General features: G+C 27.0%; 14 protein-coding genes, 1 pseudogene, 1 riboswitch and 1 other annotated feature. Of the genes and pseudogenes, 12 read left to right on the top strand and 3 right to left on the bottom strand.

Translation table 11 applies throughout. The features are described from left to right. Positions 1–90: 90 nt before the first annotated feature. From Q6H37_RS21220 to Q6H37_RS21205, 4 genes are all read left to right on the top strand, one after another. Positions 91–1041: a sugar kinase gene (locus tag Q6H37_RS21220; protein WP_318736328.1), complete on the top strand. Its 951-nt coding sequence runs from the start codon at positions 91–93 to the stop codon at positions 1039–1041. A 281-nt stretch (positions 1042–1322) separates the two neighbouring features. After that, positions 1323–3875 (top strand): HD domain-containing phosphohydrolase, encoded by a 2553-nt coding sequence (locus Q6H37_RS21215; protein WP_318736325.1) that lies wholly within the window; start codon positions 1323–1325, stop codon positions 3873–3875. 176 nt (positions 3876–4051) lie between these two features. Beyond that, positions 4052–4543: a ribonuclease domain-containing protein gene (locus Q6H37_RS21210; protein ID WP_318736323.1), complete on the top strand. Its 492-nt coding sequence runs from the start codon at positions 4052–4054 to the stop codon at positions 4541–4543. A 24-nt stretch (positions 4544–4567) separates the two neighbouring features. Further along, a complete protein-coding gene (locus Q6H37_RS21205) occupies positions 4568–4846 on the top strand; it encodes a barstar family protein (protein WP_318736321.1) in 279 nt (92 codons plus the stop codon). A 195-nt stretch (positions 4847–5041) separates the two neighbouring features. Here the strand turns inward: Q6H37_RS21205 and ablB are convergent, their stop codons facing one another. Then, on the bottom strand, positions 5042–5920 hold the full coding sequence (gene ablB / locus Q6H37_RS21200) for a putative beta-lysine N-acetyltransferase (RefSeq protein ID WP_318736320.1): 879 nt from the start codon (positions 5918–5920) through the stop codon (positions 5042–5044). A 183-nt stretch (positions 5921–6103) separates the two neighbouring features. After that, positions 6104–6234, bottom strand: a riboswitch (cyclic di-AMP (ydaO/yuaA leader). Positions 6235–6568: 334 nt separating this feature from the next. Next, positions 6569–6624 (top strand) — a sequence feature (sodium ion sensor (DUF1646 type); this cis-regulatory element may regulate processes involved in with the transportation of sodium ions). A gap of 47 nt (positions 6625–6671) precedes the next feature. Here ablB and Q6H37_RS21195 point away from each other — a divergent pair. Further along, the gene (locus Q6H37_RS21195) at positions 6672–7868 is read left to right on the top strand and encodes a cation:proton antiporter (RefSeq protein ID WP_318736319.1); all 1197 of its coding nucleotides are present in this window, start codon (positions 6672–6674) and stop codon (positions 7866–7868) included. Positions 7869–8054: 186 nt separating this feature from the next. Here the strand turns inward: Q6H37_RS21195 and Q6H37_RS21190 are convergent, their stop codons facing one another. Both Q6H37_RS21190 and Q6H37_RS21185 read right to left on the bottom strand, forming a co-directional pair. Further along, positions 8055–8834, bottom strand: a complete 780-nt coding sequence (locus tag Q6H37_RS21190) for a dimethylarginine dimethylaminohydrolase family protein (protein WP_318736316.1) — start codon at positions 8832–8834, stop codon at positions 8055–8057. A gap of 132 nt (positions 8835–8966) precedes the next feature. Then, positions 8967–10334 (bottom strand): sigma-54 interaction domain-containing protein, encoded by a 1368-nt coding sequence (locus tag Q6H37_RS21185; protein WP_318736314.1) that lies wholly within the window; start codon positions 10332–10334, stop codon positions 8967–8969. Positions 10335–10773: 439 nt separating this feature from the next. On the opposite strand from Q6H37_RS21185, the gene Q6H37_RS21180 reads away from it, so the two are divergent. The 7 genes and pseudogenes from Q6H37_RS21180 (at position 10774) to Q6H37_RS21150 (ending at position 18968) form a co-directional block, all read left to right on the top strand. Further along, positions 10774–11157, top strand: coding sequence for a hypothetical protein (locus Q6H37_RS21180; RefSeq protein WP_318736312.1), 384 nt, complete (start codon positions 10774–10776; stop codon positions 11155–11157). A 499-nt stretch (positions 11158–11656) separates the two neighbouring features. After that, positions 11657–12344: pseudogene (locus Q6H37_RS21175) on the top strand (response regulator transcription factor). Positions 12345–12348: 4 nt separating this feature from the next. Next, positions 12349–13296: a histidine kinase dimerization/phospho-acceptor domain-containing protein gene (locus Q6H37_RS21170; RefSeq protein ID WP_318736309.1), complete on the top strand. Its 948-nt coding sequence runs from the start codon at positions 12349–12351 to the stop codon at positions 13294–13296. After that, positions 13286–13843, top strand: coding sequence for a HAMP domain-containing sensor histidine kinase (locus Q6H37_RS21165; RefSeq protein WP_318736306.1), 558 nt, complete (start codon positions 13286–13288; stop codon positions 13841–13843). Before Q6H37_RS21170 ends, Q6H37_RS21165 begins: the two co-directional genes overlap by 11 nt. A 139-nt stretch (positions 13844–13982) precedes the next feature. Further along, positions 13983–15284: a hypothetical protein gene (locus Q6H37_RS21160; RefSeq protein ID WP_318736304.1), complete on the top strand. Its 1302-nt coding sequence runs from the start codon at positions 13983–13985 to the stop codon at positions 15282–15284. A 396-nt stretch (positions 15285–15680) separates the two neighbouring features. Beyond that, entirely contained in the window at positions 15681–17027 is a 1347-nt protein-coding gene (locus tag Q6H37_RS21155) for an FIST signal transduction protein (RefSeq protein ID WP_318736302.1), read from the top strand. A gap of 120 nt (positions 17028–17147) precedes the next feature. Then, positions 17148–18968 (top strand): ATP-binding protein, encoded by a 1821-nt coding sequence (locus Q6H37_RS21150; RefSeq protein ID WP_318736299.1) that lies wholly within the window; start codon positions 17148–17150, stop codon positions 18966–18968. The last annotated feature ends 27 nt before the right edge of the window (positions 18969–18995 follow it).

Here is an 18995-nt window from a genome sequence, read left to right as displayed (position 1 = left end):
AAATTATTCAGGGACGAACTATATTTTAATCTATTCTGAATAAATGGATTATTATAGGTACTGTTCCCTGAATAATATTTTAGAATAGAGGTGAGAATTATTATTAAAGATGTTGTTACATTTGGAGAAATAATGGGAATGTTCATAGCCAATGAAGAAGGAGATTTGATAAAAGTAAATAAGTTTTCTAGGAATATAGCAGGAGCTGAAGCTAATGTAGCTACTGGTCTTGCAAGATTAGGATTTAAAGTTGGAATGATGAGTAAGGTTGGCAATGATGTATTTGGAAAATATATAATACAATGCTTGAAGAAAGAAAATATTGATGTATCTAATATAAAGATGATTGAGTCCAATTCAACTGGAATTCTTTTAAAATCTAAGACTTTACAAGAAGATCCTGACGTTCAGTATTATAGAAAGTTTTCTGCTGCAAGTACCATATCTATTGAAGATTATGATGAGGATTATTTCCTAAACTCAAAGCATATGCACGTAACTGGTATATCTGCAGCACTTTCTAAATCAACATTGGAATTTGCATCATATGTTATGGATAGTATGAGAAAGTTGGGAAAATCCATATCATTTGATCCAAATTTAAGACTTAGTCTTTGGAAAAGTAAAAAAGAGATGATTGAGGTTATTAATAAGATTGCATTTAAAGCCGATGTAGTACTGCCTGGAATCTCTGAAGGAAGATTGCTTACTGGATATGAAAAAGTATGTGATATAGCAGATTATTATATTGATAAAGGTGTAAAATTAGTTGTTATAAAAACCGGAAAGGAAGGAGCTTATTATAAAACAAATAAAGATGATGGTTTTGTGGCTGGCTTTAAAGTTGAGAAGGTTGTTGATACAGTTGGAGCAGGTGATGGTTTTGCAGTAGGCATTATAAGTGCATTACTTGAAAAGCTTACAATAAAAGAAGCTTTAAGAAGGGGAAATGCCATAGGTTCATTAGCTGTAATGAGTTCTGGGGATAGGGATGGATTACCTACTAGAGAACAATTAAATGAATATTTGAATAGAAAATAGACGTGTTTTTTAGCACGTCTATTTTTGTGTATAAAGTTTTGCATAAATGAAGTAATAAAAGCTATAAGATGAATATCCATAATAATAAAACAATTCTTGTTGAATTTTATCAGAATTAATATAAAATATACATATAAGATATTTGTGTTGAAAGATTGGATTATAATAATTTATTTGTTGAAAAATACATAAGTATATGTTTTTATGATAAAATTATGAATATTGAATTGTAAATAAGTTGAGCAGAATCTAATTTAACATAATGTAAATGGAGGTGTAGTATGTTTCAATGGCTAAGAGAAAAAATCTACTCAATTTTAAAAAATAGTGACAAATATAAGTATGAATGTCTTAAAATATGCTTAATATATTTGGTTATAGGATTTTTATGGATTTATTTTTCAGATAAAATTGTATGTGAAATTGTTAAAGATAAGGAGATGCTATTAATTATAAATATGTCAAAAGGTTGGCTGCATGTTATTGTGAGTACAATTATTATTTATTTATTAATAACTACGCTTTTGAAAAAGGTTTATTTAACAGAAAATAAACTTAATGAAAGTTATAGGAAATTATCAACAGCTAATGAGGAACTTGAAGCTTATATACAACAATTAACTGCATTTCAAGAGGAACTAACAGCTCAATATGATCAACTTATAGAAAGTGAAAAGAAATTAAGTAAAAGTGAAGAAAAAAATAAAGCTATTATTAAAGCAATGCCGGATTCTTTATTTATTGTTGACGGCAATGGATATTTTACAGATTGTATAGCAGATTATGAAAAAATTGCATTAATACCAAAGGAAGATTTTGTAGGAAAAAACATTTCGGAAGTTCTTCCTCGTGAAATAGCAAAAATAGCTTATGAAAAAATTAAATCTGTACTTAAGGATGGAGGCATGGAAAAGATTGAATACAAGATGGAAATGCCTAACAAGGAATATTTCTTTGAGTTTAGAATTGTGAAAAATAACGAAAAAGAAGTAATAGTCATATCAAGAAATGTAACTATTGAAAAACACAATGAATTGGAATTAAAAATAAGTGAAGAAAAGTATAAAGCTCTTGTAGATGAAATGCAGCAAGGGTTAGCAATTTATGAAGCAGCTACAGATGAAGAAGAAGAAATTATAAATTACAGATTTTTGCAAGCAAATAAGAGTCATGAAAAATTAATAGGACTAAAAAATAAAGAGATGTTAGGAAAACACATTTGCGAAATATTTCCTAATATAAAAAAGAATTCAATTAAAAAATTTCAACAGGTTGTAAAAACAGGAGAACCTGTATGTTATGAAAGTTATTTACAGGATGTGGACAAATACTACGAAATAATAGTATATAGGCCGCAAAAAATGCAGCTAGCAGTAATTGTTACAGATATTAGTGAAAGAAAAAAGGCAGAAGAGGCTGTTAAGGCAAGTGAAAATACCTTTAGAAACCTTTTTGAAAATTCATCAGATGCAATAATTATAATTTCAGATGATAAAATATTAGATTGTAATATAGCTATGGTTAAAGCTTTAGGATATGAATCAAAAAAATTTATAGTTGGTAAATCTCCAACTGAATTTTATCCAGAAAAGCAGCCTGATGGAGAAAATTCTAGGGAAAAAACTTTTAAAATGCGAAAAAGCACTATAGAAAATGGAAAGTGTAAATTTGAATGGTGGTACAAAAGAGTTGATGGAACTTTATTACCAGTAGAGGTAATGTTAACAACTGTTTTTCTTAATGGAAAAGAAGTTTTTCATTCCTTGTGGAGAGATATCAATGACAGAAAGCAAATGGAGCTTAAGTTGGAATATTTAAGTTATCATGATCAATTAACTGGTCTTTATAATAGAAGGTTTTTTGAACAGGAATTGAAAAGATTAGATAAAGAAGAAAACTTACCATTAACTATCATTATGGCAGATGTTAATGGACTAAAGCTTGTAAATGATTCTTTAGGACATGGTGTAGGGGATGAATTACTTAAAAAAGTTTCTAAGGTCTTAACTAATGGTTGTAGATCTAGTGATGTTATTGCCAGACTTGGAGGAGATGAGTTTGTAATTTTGATGTCTAATACAGGTGAGCATGGAACGGAACAAGTTCTTAAACGTATTAAAAGTATGGCCTCAAATGAAAAAATAGGTGCTGTTGATATATCTATTTCCTTTGGCTATGAAATCAAGAAAGATATGAGTATAGATATATCAGAAATTTTAAAGAGAGCTGAAGATTATATGTACAAAAAAAAGCTTTTTGATAGTCCAAGTATGAGAGGAAAAACTGTAAGTGCTATAATTACTACTCTTCATGAGAAAAATAAAAGAGAGGAACAGCATTCTCATAGGGTTTCTACTTTATGTGAGAATATGGGGAAAGTCCTTGGTTTGCCTGAAGATGAAATTAAAGAACTTAAAACTGTTGGATTGCTTCATGATATAGGTAAAATAGCTATAGAGGAAAATATATTGAACAAACCAGGAAGATTAACAGTTGAAGAAAGACAACAAATAGAAAAGCATCCTGAAATAGGATATAGAATACTTAATACAGTAAATGATATGGGAGAAATGGCTGAATATGTACTAGCTCATCATGAAAGATGGGATGGAAGAGGATATCCAAAGGGATTAAAGGGAGAGGAAATACCGCTTCAATCAAGAATTATAACCATAGCAGATTCTTATGATGCCATGATAAGTGAAAGAAGTTATAGAAGTGCTCTACCAGAAGAAGTTGCTATAAAAGAATTAAAAGTAAATGCAGGTATCCAATTTGATCCGAAGCTTATAAGCATATTTATTGAAAAAGTATTAGATAAATCATCTGCATAGTTTTTTAAAGGAATGCTTAAAAATGAAGGCTGTGTATATTAAGAAAGACAAACTTTCTTATATGCATAGTCTTTGTTTTGGGTTTGTATTGCTTTTTTTATTATATTTGAGATAATAAAATAGTAATTATTTCTATTAAAATATAGAATTATAATGAATAGAAAGGTATGAATGATATGAAAAATAATTTTATGCAAAAAATTTGTTCTGTTTTTCTTTTTTTATTTATTAGTATAAACTTAATAGGCTGTGTATCAACCAATAAAAATGTTACAAAAGAAAAACAAAGCACAAAAATTGAAAATGTAAAGACAGAAAATATCAAAAACAAGAAAGTAATTAATGATTTTCAAGGGGTTGCTGATTATATTCATAAAAATGGGCATCTTCCTGATAATTTTATAACTAAGTCACAGGCAACAAAACTTGGGTGGAATCCAGGAAAAGATCTGGATAAAGTAGCGCCTGGTAAAAGTATAGGAGGAGATATTTTTACCAATGCAGAAAAGTCTTTGCCAGATGCTCCAAAACGAGTTTGGCGTGAGTGTGATATAAATTATAATGGAGGACATAGAGGAGCAGATAGGATACTTTATTCCAACGATGGATTAATTTATTCAACCTCGGATCATTATAAAACCTTCAAGTGCTTATATAATGGAAAATAATTTAGATTTAATGAGGTGAAAAGTTTGAATAAAGTGATATTAGAAGGAAGTACACTTATAGATAAGAAAGTTTTACATAACGTTCTAAAAAAGGAATTAGGGTTTCCAGAGTATTATGGAGAAAATTTAGATGCTCTTTGGGACTGCTTAACTACAGATATAGAATTACCAGTTGTAATTGAATGGATAGATTTTGAAATGAGTAAAAAGCTTTTAGGAGATTATGCAGAAAGTACATTAAAAATTTTCCAAGAAGCTGAAAGAAGCACAGAAGGAAGAGTACAGATACACATAAAAATTTGATTTAAAATAATTACAAATATGATTTTTGAAATAGGAATGAAATATAATTTTTATGAGTAAATAATTTAAAACTAAAATTCAAGGTGAAATTAAAAGATCTACTGAAAACTTATCATTAGTTTTTAGTAGATCTACTATATAGGACTGCTTTAATTGTACAACATTAAAGATTTATTAAAAAGTAAATAATATTTATTACAATGAAAGTGTATTAATTGAGTCATTATTGATATTTTTCACCCAAATATTCACATCTTCAAAGCTGCCACATATATTACAATTATTTATTAATCTACCTCTAAATTTATAACCATGTTTGCTTAGAACTAGATTAATACCAGGACTTATTGATCTAGCTAAACTATACAAACAAATAAATCCCATACTTTTAAGGTCTGACTCTAAAGAATATATAATATTTGATAATATACCTTTGCATCTATATTTTGGATAGGTTGCACAGTTAGTTATTTCAGCATTTAAGTTTGCGTTGTCCAAATCTGCTGAAGCTACAGCAATTATTTTTCCATTGTCAACAGCAACCTTGTATAAAGTTTTTTTATTCATAGTTTTCTTTAAATAATCTTCATCATAAACAAGAGAAGGAGATGTAAAAAATGTATTGGAAAATAATTCGGCTATTTCTTTTGCATCACTTTCCTTTGCATCTCTTATTTGATATTTGAAATTATTGTTATATACAAAACTATTTCCAGCATTTAAACTTTCCACTAGGAATAGATTTTCCTTATTTAAACCCTTATGAAGCTTTCTATTACTTCTTATAAAATAAGACATACAAAATGCATCTTCACCTTGAAAATAGCCATCTATTTTGCCTTCTAGATGAAACTTAGCGTTAACAAAGTTTTCAAAAGAATTAGCATCACAGTTGCAAACAACTTTTCCTAAGTTTTCTTTAGCAGCAAAGTGTACAATTCTATTTATATTTTGAACTGATATATGGTGAAAGTTAACTATTTTTGCACAGCTATTAGAATAGTCAACATATACTTTATATTGATAAATTTTGATGCAATAATTATCGTCTAATTTATAGCTGCTTGTATTCATTATAATGATCCCCCTTTAAATATAACATTGCTTTTTTGGGCATTAGACAATATGAATTAAAAAACATTTGTCATAAAACCTCCATCTTAATTACTCAAAAAAATAATAAAGCTGCAGAGAAGTATCTGCAGCTTATAAAGCATTGCTATTTATTGGCACGCAAAATATACTATTCTGTATACCAAAACTTCTCTCCAACGCTTACGAGATTAGCTGACGGATTCGGGTTGAAGAATAACCCTACTTGCTAATATTGGCAAGATTCACCCCAAAAATTGGTTCTCCCGTTCAAATTGATTCAGCGGTACGAATATTCTATTTTCATGACCCTGTGTATATAACCATATCATTATAACATATTTATGTCAATATGTATATATTACTAATGTATTCATATTTATATATGTTGATGCTATTAAATTAAATATAAGTTTAAAAGTATATTAAATAAATTATTTGTGAATATTATTGCAATGTAAAAGTAATATATATTTATAATTATATGATAACAGCATAAAAAATTATATACAATTTAATTATGACTAGTTTAGGACATTATAATAAAAAATTGCAAAACATTTTTAAATATGATATAATGCTTATTATTAAAATTGTATATTTATAGCTAAGTATTAGCTGTTTATTTTCGGTTGAACAAATTTTTATTTGATTTCAAGAGAATTTGACTTTTGGGGTGGAAAGTCCTTTATGGGGGACTTTTCACTTTTTTTTGTTATTTAAGGAGGTAAACATGGAAAAAACATTATTGAGTATAGTATTAATTCTTATATTTACAAAAATAGGAGGTATAATAAGTAGAAAATTAAAAATGCCTGAAGTTTTAGGGGCATTGATTGCTGGTGTAATACTTGGCCCAGTAGTATTAAATATTGTTCAGTATGATGATAATATTAAGTTGCTCTCAAATCTTGGAGTGATTATGCTTATGTTTCTTGCAGGACTTGAAACTAATGTAGAAGAATTTAAAAAAGCAGGATTGTCTTCATTTATAATAGCAGTGGCAGGCATAGTACTTCCACTTGTATTTGGAACTCTAAGTGCATATATGTTTTTTAATAATTTTTGGGAAAATGTATTTGTAGGAGTTATTTTAACAGCTACCAGTGTAAGTATTACTGTAGAAACTCTTAAAGAACTTGGAAAGCTTAATACAAGGGCAGGCATAAATATTCTTGGAGCAGCTGTAATAGATGATATTTTGGGGCTTATACTTATATCTATAGTTCTTGCAGTAGCACAAACTTCTGGTTCAAGTGCTGGAGTGTTAGGAACATTATCAATTATATATGTGTTTATAAAAATAGTTTTATTTTGTTTATTTTCTATAATTGGAGTGATATATTTACCTAAATATATAAATAAATTTATAAGTTATGTAAAACCTGGTAGAGAATTTCTTACGTTTTCTATAGCCTTTGCTATATTCATAGCATATATTGCTGAAAGTTTAGGTATTGCAGCTATTACTGGTGCATATATATGTGGACTTATGTTTTCATCAATTTCTCATAAGGAATATTTGGAGAGAAATGTTAAAGCAATTTCATCTGGATTTTTATCTCTCATATTCTTTGCAAGTGTTGGAATAGAAGCAAATTTAAAGGGATTAAATATGGAAGTGCTTTTTATAACTTTAGTGATGTTTATCGTAGCAGTAATTGGAAAAGTAGTAGGATGTGGTGCTGCTGCAAGATTTCTTAAGATGAGTAAGAGTGAGGCTGTTCAAATTGGAACTGGTATGATTTCAAGAGGTGAAGTAGCTATAATCACTGCTAATATAGGTCTACAGAAGGGAATAATCTCAGAAAAAGTATTTCTTCCAACTTTAATTGTTGTAATATTAACTACAATTATAACTCCTGTTTTATTGAAATTGGCATTTTCTCATAAAGTAGGTAAAAGTATAGAAAAGCAAAAAATTAAATAGGAAATGTGATCAAATATTTTTACATTAAATAGTGGAGTAATATATAATTCGTTACTATTAGTACCTTAAATAGTTGAGAAATATAATATTAATAGTTTGGCATACTTATTACCTAAAGTGTATTTATATTAGTCGGATGATGACTTTTATATAACACAGGATGTAAAGTATGCCACATCTATTTTTTTACTTAGAATTATCTACAGGTATTCTTAGTGAAAGACATGTAAGGCCACCATCCATTTTTTCAAACTCAGACATTTCGACTTCAATAGTTTTATAACCTGCATTTATTAAAGCCTTTTTTGAATTTGGAAAGTTTTTTGGAATTATAACATTATCATTTATCAATATGCAGTTTGCTGAATATGCTTCTTTACTATCTACATCTATAACTGTAAAGTCTTTAAAAGTATCATTATCGATAAATTCACCGGTTCCAATAAATGTACTTTCTTTTAAATAAACTATGCCTGTTTTAAGATGTAGTATTTTTTTAACAGGTACTGTTGAAGTTGTATAGCCATATTTATTTAATATTTTTGTAAACTGTTTTGCACCTTCTGCATTTGTTCTTTTTGATTGGCCTATATAAAAATGATTTTCAAATCTTAATATATCTCCACCATCTAAGCATGCATTACCAGATAAAAATTCTATGTTGTTATAGAACTTTTTAAGTACATCAATGATTTCTTTTTCTTCTCCTTTTCTTGATTGTGCACCTGGTTTAGTGATTATAGCACATTTTTCAGTTACAATTGCTACATCTTCTACAAATGTTGAATCTGGATATCTTTCATCAGCATCAAGTATAGTAACATTGCAACCACATTTTTTTAATGCTTCAATGTATTGTGTATGTTGTTCTAATGCTTTCTCATAATTAGGTTTACCTAGGTTTGAAGCAGTTATTCCATCTGCAAAATTTTTACTTGGTTTTCTTACTATTACATTTTTTATCATAATGATCATCTCCTTCTAATTTACTAATTATATCAAAAGCAAAATTTATGCCAATATAAAAAAGCTTAAAATATAGTAATTTCTTTTTAAAGAAGTGAAAAATTTTTTGCTAAAAGCAAAAAATTTTTCGCTTTACTTTTTCATATTATATTTTGATAGTTTATAATTAAGAGCTTGTCTAGATATTTTAAGAATTTTTGCTGCTTCTGTTATATTATGAGAGTTTTTCATAGCATATTCAATTATATCTTTTTCATAGTTTTCAATAAGTTCTGTTAGAGATTTTTCAGAAGTTATAATGTCAGGGATATTGAGAGTATCTCTTTTTATAGAAAACATGTAATCAGGTAAATCATCTACTTTTATAATATTATCATAGGTTAAGTTAAAACAAGATTCTATAACGTTCTTTAATTCTCTTATGTTTCCAGGCCAATTATAATTCTTAAATATTTTTTTAACAGATTCATCAAGACCTATAATAGATTTTTTCATTTTTTTATTATATTCCCTTATAAAATGTTCTGATAAAAATTCAATATCATTTTTTCTGTCCTTCAAATTGGGTAAGTTTATTTGAATTACTCCAATTCTATAAAAAAGATCTTCTCTGAGTTTATTTTCAATAATAGATTCTAATGGAGGTTTATTTACTGCTGAAATTATTCTAACATTTACTTTTATGCTTTCTGTAGAACCAATTCTTCGTATTTCCTGATTTTCAATGGCTTTTAAAAGTTTTGCCTGCATAGATATTTCCATTGAATTTATTTCATCAAGAAAAAGTGTACCACCATCAGCACTTTCAAATAACCCCTTTCTATTTTCAGCTCCTGTATAACTACCTTTTAATGTTCCAAATAAAATACTTTCAAGAAGTGTTGATGGAATAGCTGCACAGTTTTGAGATATAAAAGGCTTAGAAGATCTAGTACTATTCTTATGAATGGACTGAGCTATCATTTCTTTACCAGTACCTGTATCCCCATAAATTAAAATTGGTGAATTAGATTTTGATATTTTTAATATTTTTTTCTTTATATCAATCATGTTAGGTGCATTTGTAATTATGTCATCAATATTGTAATAATCACTTTTATCATCATTTCTTTTTTTAAATTGTAGGGTTATATTTTTTCTTTGTTTTTCAGGGTCAATATATGCAGAAATCTCAACAGCACCAATTATTTTATTTCCAGATTTCAATGAAAAGGTAGAGTTTACAGCATCTATTTCAATTTGTTTATAATTTACAAGATGTTGAGTTTCATTAAGAATTGCTTTACCGCTTTTTAAAACTTTTAGTAAGCTACTATTATGTTCATTTAATTGTGGATATATGTCACAAATATATTTCCCTATAATCTCTTCAGAATATAAATTGTAAATGTCTGTTCTAAAATTATCTGAATATCGTATTATTCCATTAGTATCCACCATTACTATTGCATCAATATAATTATATAAACTTAATATTTGCTTAATGTAACTTTGTAACATTTTAGTCACCTCAATCTATTATCTCACATTTTGCTGGAATATATTAAAATAATACTAAGTTTAAAAATCATTTTATCACAATTTTATGTATTTTTTCAATGTAAAGACTTTTGGCTAAATATGAATACATAATAATGAATATATTATGTATGAAAATCAATATTTATTTTTTTATAGTAAGTGATTTTTACAAATTTTAAGTTGTAGTATAGATAAAATACAAGCTCTTTGAAATAAACGTTTGTAAAATAATTAAATATTTATTCAAAAAAATGCATAAATATGTATTGACATATTTGTATAATGGAACTATAATTTTAACAAGTAAAACTTTAGTACATAAAGATTACTAAGTTGATGGAAAATACACATCAAAGAAAATCAACATTAATGAAATGTGAGGAATTTTAAATATATTTTATAAGAGGAGTGATTGGTAATGTTTAATCCACAAATATTCAATTCAAAAAAAGAAATAGTAGATTTTATTTCAGAGTATCTTATCAAACATCAAGATACTATAGCAATTGTTAATAAAGGATTGAGAAAAGGTCTTGTTCAGTCACTAATTACTAAGGAAGATTTTAATAAATTTGAGGATGTTTCCAATGAACAAGGAGAGACACTATTTTTTATTAAAACAGGAGATAAAAAAAATAAAACATTAGGACTTAAAGTATGTGATGCTTATAATAAACATACAAAGTGTTTTAAAATGGTTGACATAGATAATATTTTAATTGTTGATGGCTCAATTACTAAAGAGGAAGAGAAAGAAATTATTTATTATAAGGAAATGTCTAAATTGAAAATAGAAGCATAATATCAAAAGCTTATTAATCTAAGAACAAAAAATATGATTATAAAAAGTTCTACATATAGGTGAACTAAATGTAGGACTTTTTTATTTGCAGTAATTTAATGAATATAAAAGTTTTTATATAAGTATTATGAAATAAATTTTATCCGATCGCTGCTATTGTTAATTTCCTTGCTTTCTTTGTATGAAACTCTTTCTCCTATTGTCGAATGGGTAAGTGATTGACACAAAATCATAGATTTTGGCTCTCTACTTAACTGGGGGATAAGTGCTGCTACGCGCCTGGATAAGTTCTTCTAAGAAATGTCTAAATCATTTGAGCTTGCTCTGGTAAGAGGTATTACTCACAGGCAAATTCCACCTGAGTCTAAGAATCACTTGATTATCTAAAGTATTAATCTAGTTTGAAATAAGATAAAAATATGAAAGCAAAATAAAAATAGAAGTGATACAATTGTGTATATAACATAAAATATGGAAAATATTTTACGGAGGGATATTATTGGATTTTAAAATAGTTGTAATTGAAGATGAATTTTCAATAAATGATATATTAACTTTTGCATTAAAGGGAGAGGAATATAAAGTTAAAAGTGCTTTTTCATCAAAGGAAGCCAGGGAGTTTCTTCAGGAGTTTAAACCTAATTTAGTATTACTTGATATAAATTTGCCGGATGAAAGTGGATTTGAACTGTGTAAATTTATTAATGCTAATTATAAAATACCAATTATTATACTTACTGCTAGAAATGATATTACTGATAAAGTACTTGGTTTAGAACTAGGTGCAGATGATTATATAACAAAACCATTTCATATAAAAGAAGTGTTAGTAAGAGTGAAGATAGCTTTAAGAAGAGTTGACAAATATAGAAACTTGGACAATTATAATGATTTCATAAATTTAAATGGTAGTATAAAAATTAAATTAGAAAATAGGATGGTAATTAAGGATGGAAAAGAAATTAAATTAAAACCTAAAGAATATGATTTGTTAGTATTTTTTATTAAAAATAGAAATAGAGTTTTTACAAGAGAGGAAATTTTAGATAAGGTTTGGGGTATAGATTATTGTGGTGAAATTAGAACTGTAGATATTCATGTTAGAAGGTTAAGGGCAAAATTAAATTTAGATAGTGGACGGATCCTTCATTGAAACAGTTTTTGGTGTAGGATATGTGATGAGGTAGTGATGTGAAAAATAGTGTAAGATTTAAATTTATGTTAGGCTTATCAATTATATTTATAGTTGCAGCAGTTGTTTTAAATATTTTAATCAGACAAGTATTTGAAAATAATTTAGAAAATTCTATAAAGAGTTCTATGAAGGATACAATGAAGAGTTCGAGAGAATACATTAAATATAATATGCTTCCAAAAGATTTGTATATAGGGGAAGAAGCTCTTTGTGAAAAATTGTGGAGCATACTTAATGGTTATATACTTACATATAATTATGAGATGCAAATAAGAACACCTTCAGGAAAAATTGAAGAAAATACTATAAGTTCAGATTTTACTGAATTAACAGATAGAGGAACAAAGGAAGCTCTTAAAGGAAAAGCTGTGATAAATTTACAATATAGCAAAGATAATGTTCAAGCAATATTATCTTATCCATTATATGATGGAAATAGATGCTTAGGAATATTGAATATAAGTAAAAGCTTTGGTGATTCTTATACTGAAAACAAAAGAATAATAAACATTATTACTTTCATAGAGTTAGTTGTCTTTATATTTGTTTTTACAGTTTCTTATTTATTTACATCAAGAATAATAAAACCTATTATAACATTAACAAAACAAATAAAGAAAATTGAAGAAGGAGATTACGAAATAAATTTAAATATTAAGAATAATGATGAGATAGGCATTTTACTAAAAGAATTTATTAACATGAAAGAAAAAATAAGAAATCAAATAGAAACTATAAGTATGGAAAAAGACAAGGTTTTAAAGCTAGAAAAGGGGAGAAGAGAGTTTTTTAACAATGTAACCCATGAATTAAAAACTCCACTAACAGCTATTTCTGGTTATGCTCAAATACTTTCTGATAAAAATGTGAAGGATGAAGAATTTAAAACTAGAGCAATACAGAGAATTTATTTGGAAAATACAGAGAATTTATTTGGAAAGTGAAAGGCTCCATAAGCTTGTAATTAATTTGATAAATGCTTCAAAAGGAATAGATTTTGGAGAAGAGCATAAGAAAAGTATTGAAATGAAAACTCTCTTAAATGATGTGTGTATTGATATGGCAAGTAAAGCTGAGAAGTATTCAATTCATATATTAACCAGTTTGGAACAAGGTTTTATATTTGGTCAGGAAAATAAAATAAGACAGCTTATAATAAATTTATTAGATAATGCAATTAAATATTCTTTTTCAGGAGAAAACATCAATGTTAATGCTTTTAAAGATAATGATCATTACAAAGTAGAAATTTTAAATAAAGGTAATCCAATACCTGAGAAAATTTATAGTTCTATTTTTGAACCTTTTGTAAAGGGTATTAATTCCATTGAAGGTGGGAGCAGTGGTCTTGGTTTATATATATGCAGTGAAATAGTTAAAGAACATAATGGAGAAATACATATACAAAATGGCAATATAGTAAAAGTAATAATAAAAATTCCCTCTTTTTATCTGGTGGAAACAGTTTGGAAACAACTTAAACAAATTTAGAAAACACTAAGTGATATCATGTATATAAATAAAATAAACAAATACAAGAAAGGAAGTTGTTCTTTACGCTTGCTTTAAGAATAGAATCAGTAGAGTATAGCTATAGAACAAATGTCCAATTTTGAAGGAGGGAGCAAATATGATAAGAAAAAATATGAAACAAATATCATTATTTTTAGCTTTAGTACTTTCAATGCCATTAACCTTTAGTGCTTGTGAACAAAAAGAAATTAAGATTTCTAGTGATGTTAAACAAGAGATGAAAAATGAGGAGAAAAATACTTCTAGGTTAGTAAAGATAAAAGAGTTAGATCTAGGCGACATGATATATGAACCAATATGCTGGAAAGATGATGAAAATATTATAGTTACAGAGGGAGGTTATAAAAATAACAATGAAATAAACTTAGAAAATATTAATATGAGAGATATCAATGTTTATAGTGTCAATATAAAAACTTCTAAGGCCTCTAAGGTTAACACTATAAAAGATGCTGTATGTGGAGAAGTAGGAAGTAAAGATATGTATGGTAATTTTCTCTATATAAAGGATAACAAAGTTTGTATGTATAATGCAATAGAAAATGCTGAAAAATCAATATATGATTTATCATCAATAATAAAAGAACAAAAAGAAAACTTGAAAATTAAAGATGAAAAAGAGCTATTAAAAAGAATATATTGTGGATTCGTACTTGGAAGTGATAAATGTATATATATAATGGCACAAACAAGTGATACTAACTGCAGTATAAGAGTAATTAATACGAAAACAGGAAAAGTAACTGAAGGGTCTTTTGCTGTAGGGTATTTTCCTAATTTAGGTAATATACAAAGCTTATATTCATTGGCATATAACAAAAGTGAAGATATATTTTATGTAACTTCAATTTATTATAATGTTATGTATGAATGTAAGGTAGAAGGAGAAAAAAGCATCATTAGAAAACACACTAATGTTGCAGGACAAATATTTGATATATCAGAAGATGGAAATGATCTTTATTTGAATAGTTTATATTATAAAAAGGGAAAAAGAAGCATTATAAAATATGATATGGCAAAGGATAAGGTTACAGAAATAACAAGTGATTATATGGGTAAAAATGGAAACAACCAAATTAGTCTCTTTGTAGATGTTGCTGCTAATTATAATAACAATATCATAGGGTATAGCATAAATAATGCTGCATATGAAAAGGATAATAAAACTGTATCTAAAATTCAATCTACTTCTTTTATAGGAGATTTTGATGGTAGAGAAATAAAAAATAATGTAATGCTTCCAGTAGAACAGATGGAAGGTAAAAATAATAACAACAGAATTATGATTAATAAAAAGGGAGATAGTTTTATTTATACAGTTTTATATTTTGATTTTAAGGATAGCATTATTAAAATGTATAAAATGAAAAGTTATGTATATCAAGTTAAAAAGTAAAGGCTTAGGAAAAAAGTGCAGATATATTTGGATAAAGAATATTCAAATATATCTGTACTTTTAGTTTAAGAGCTATTTCTTTGATAAAAATATCCTTTTAAGTAATAAGTTTTGTTACTTGTTAACATGAAATTACATTTAAAACTTATTTTGTATTAAAAATTATAAAATAAATAAAGAAATATAATGAAAATTAAATAAATAATAAAAAATATATGCTATAATAATTTTATATTTTAGTATAAAATTGGATTTGTAAACGACTTTTGTAAATAAGTACAACTAAATATTAAAAATTCTATGTAATTTATAGAAAGATTTATTAGTTTAAGAAAAGATATATATAGAATAAATTGTCTTCTAAATTTAATGTAAATATGAAGGAGTGAGAAATTCTTGGCTGGGAAGATAAGAGAAATTATTAATGATATTATTAAACAAAGATCCAAAGGAAATCCAGCTATTATTGAAATGACTAAAGCAAAATTTATACTAAAAGGTATTAATCCTGATAAATTTCATGTTGACTCTGAAGATAATCCAGTTATAATGGAAAAGCTTTTTAAAATTGCAGAACAATTGAATGTAAAAAAATCAACATATGATGATGTAAATATAAAATCTGCTTTTTCAAAGAAGTGTCTAGAGAATGAAGTTGTAGATGATATCAAAAATCAATTAGATTTATCTGGTATTAAGCTTATAATATATTTTGCTTCTTCCAATTTTGATCAACAACTTTTAAGTAGTTTAATGCAAGAAACTTTTAAAGATTGCATAGTAGTTGGATGTTCAACTTCGGGGGAAATAGTTAGTGGGAAGTTATTAAAAGATTCAGTTGTAGCAATGGCTTTTAATTCAAATATTATCTCTGATGCAAAGATTCAAGTAATTGAAAAAATGAAAGAAGGTTTAAATGTTGAAAGAGCATTTACTTCTTTTGAAAGATATTTTAATGAAAGTTTATATACAATGAATTCGAAAAAATATGTAGGAATAATCTTAATAGATGGTGTAAGCAAAAAAGAAGAAAGAATTATGGATTTGATTGGTAATAGGACCAATGTCTTTTTTATAGGAGGATCTGCAGGAGATGACTGTAGATTTGTAAAAACTCATGTTTGTGCAAATGGAAAAGCATATAATGATTCAGCAGTACTTGTAATGTTGAAAATAAATGATGATGCAGAGTTTAGTATTATTAAAACACAAAGTTTTAAATGTCTGGATACTAAATTAGTTGCTAGTAAAGTAAATGAAGAAAATAGAGAAGTTATAGAATTTAATGATAAACCTGCAATTTTAACATATGCAGATGCTCTGGGAGTCAGTTCAATTGAGGACGCAGAAAAATATTTTATGACTAATCCTGTAGGTCTATTAATAGGGAAAAATGACATGTTTGTAAGAAGTCCACAACAAGTAAAAGGTACAAGCATGTTGTTTTATTGCAGTATATTGAAAGGCATGGAAGTCAGATTACTTCAAGCTACTAACATCATAGAAGATACTAAAAGGGCTATTGAAGATAGGATTCAGGAATTTGGAAAAATTGATGGAATTATAAATTTTAACTGTATAGAACGTACACTTGAACTAGAAAGAAAAAATCTTGAAGAACAATATGGAGAATTATTTAGAGATATTCCTACTATTGGTTTTTCCTGTTATGGTGAAGAATTTATAGGACATATAAATCAAACATCTACTATGCTGGCTTTTAGACTAAAGACAAATGCATAAATTTTAAAAGTTGCATATAAATAAAAGTGTTTGTATAATTTAAGAGATTAATTTTACTATATTAAGTTAGAGTATTCATGAAATTTTGACTAAAATATTTTTGAAATGGGGAAATAAGTCATGGATGATATAGAAGATTTTTTAAATAATGCTAGTGTGCTTATTGTTGATGATTCTTATTATAACATTAAAATGTTAGCTATGATACTTAGGCAAAAATGGCATAATGTAAGAAATGTTTTAAGTTATGAATTAGGTATGAAATCTGTTATGGAAAACCCTCCAGATATAATTTTGCTTAAGAGTAGTGCAGATGGATGCAGGGTTTGTGAAACTTTCAAAGATCATGATAAGCTTAAGAATATTCCCATTATTTTTATTAATAATAAAAATGAAAAAGTTGATATAGATGATTTGTTTAATGCTGGAGCTGATGATTATATAAATATGCCCATTAATTATAATGAAGTTATAGTTAGAGTAAAAACTCAATTAAAACTATATTTTATGAATAAGCAAGCGTGGAAATATAGTGAAAAGAGCTATAATCAAATTAGTAAGCTTAATGAAAAGTTGATGAAAGATAATAATAATTTAAAAGAACAAGTTAGGAAGAATAATCAGCAATTAGAAGAAATAACCGATGAATTAAAAGAATTTAATGTTATGCTTGAGGAAGAAATTACTGAACGTACTAAAACTGAAGAAGCTTTGAGAGAAAGTGAAATGCAATTTCGTTATTCTATAGAAGAAGCTCCGGTACCTGTAATGATATATGCTGAAGATGGAGAGATAATGAATATCAATAAGACCTGGGAAAGTATTACAGGATATACAATTAAGGATATTCCAATAACTGCTGAGTGGTCAGAAGTATCGGATATATTTAAAGAAGATTCACAGTGTGGTGCAAATATATTATATAGTTTTGAAGAAGGACGAAATGATGGTGAGTATTCTGTAAAAACAAAAAGTGGATATGTACGAATTTGGAACTTTTATTCAGCTTGTATTGGTAGCTTAAGCGATGGGCGTAATATAATAATTAGAGTAGCTATGGATATAACTGAAAAAAAGCATATGGAAGAATTACAAAAAAGTATTGAAAAAGAAAGAATGAGATCACTCGAGATTAAGGAATATGATAGAATTAAAACAGATTTTTTTGCCAACATTTCTCATGAATTAAGAACACCAATTAATGTTATATTTTCTGCCATACAAGTGCATAAGCTTAAACTAAAAGATTGTAACTTTAATGATAACTTTGCAGATAAATATAGGTATATAAATATCATGGAACAAAATTGTTACCGCCTCTTAAGGTTGGTCAATAATTTAATTGATATTACAAAAATAGACTCAGGATATCTTGTAATAAATGAAATTAATTGCGATATAGTAAGTCTTATAGAAGATATAACCCTTTCAGTAGCAGATTATATAGAGAATAAAGGTCTATCTGTGGTATTTGATACAGATATAGAAGAAAAAATTATTGCGTGTGACCCAGAAAAGATGGAAAGAATTATACTGAATTTATTGTCTAATGCAGTAAAATTTACACTTCGTGGAGGCAGTATTTTTGTTAATGTAGAAAATGGTACTGAAAGTGTTGGTATAAGAGTAAAAGATACAGGAAAAGGTATTCCTAAAGAAAAGCTAGAGTCAATATTTGAACGTTTTGTACAAGTTGATAAATCTCTTACAAGGGAAAATGAAGGAAGTGGAATAGGGCTTTCGCTAGTAAAGGCTTTAGTAGAACTGCATGGAGGAACTATATCAGTAAATAGTAGGGAAGGTTATGGAAGTGAATTTATCATACATATTCCATGTAAATTAGTAGATGGTGGAGAATTTAATTACAGTTCCTATGAAGATACAATGAAGAAAAGTTATATTGAAAAAGTGAACTTAGAATTTTCTGATATATATAATTAAAAGCATTCATATAAATATAGTAAATCA

It is taken from the genome of Clostridium sp. JS66, from assembly GCF_033561535.1.
Classification (GTDB): Bacteria; Bacillota; Clostridia; order Clostridiales; family Clostridiaceae; genus Clostridium_AM; species Clostridium_AM carboxidivorans.
Note: the sequence above shows the minus strand (reverse complement) of the source record. Positions and strands in the feature narration are given on the sequence as shown.

Coding starts and splice junctions, on each gene's coding strand:
- Q6H37_RS21215 (WP_318736325.1), top strand. CDS start 1,323: ATGTTTCAATGGCTAAGAGAAAAAATCTACTCAATTTTAAAAAATAGT.
- Q6H37_RS21210 (WP_318736323.1), top strand. CDS start 4,052: ATGAAAAATAATTTTATGCAAAAAATTTGTTCTGTTTTTCTTTTTTTA.
- ablB (WP_318736320.1), bottom strand. CDS start 5,920: ATGAATACAAGCAGCTATAAATTAGACGATAATTATTGCATCAAAATT.
- Q6H37_RS21195 (WP_318736319.1), top strand. CDS start 6,672: ATGGAAAAAACATTATTGAGTATAGTATTAATTCTTATATTTACAAAA.
- Q6H37_RS21190 (WP_318736316.1), bottom strand. CDS start 8,834: ATGATAAAAAATGTAATAGTAAGAAAACCAAGTAAAAATTTTGCAGAT.
- Q6H37_RS21185 (WP_318736314.1), bottom strand. CDS start 10,334: ATGTTACAAAGTTACATTAAGCAAATATTAAGTTTATATAATTATATT.
- Q6H37_RS21180 (WP_318736312.1), top strand. CDS start 10,774: ATGTTTAATCCACAAATATTCAATTCAAAAAAAGAAATAGTAGATTTT.
- Q6H37_RS21160 (WP_318736304.1), top strand. CDS start 13,983: ATGATAAGAAAAAATATGAAACAAATATCATTATTTTTAGCTTTAGTA.
- Q6H37_RS21150 (WP_318736299.1), top strand. CDS start 17,148: ATGGATGATATAGAAGATTTTTTAAATAATGCTAGTGTGCTTATTGTT.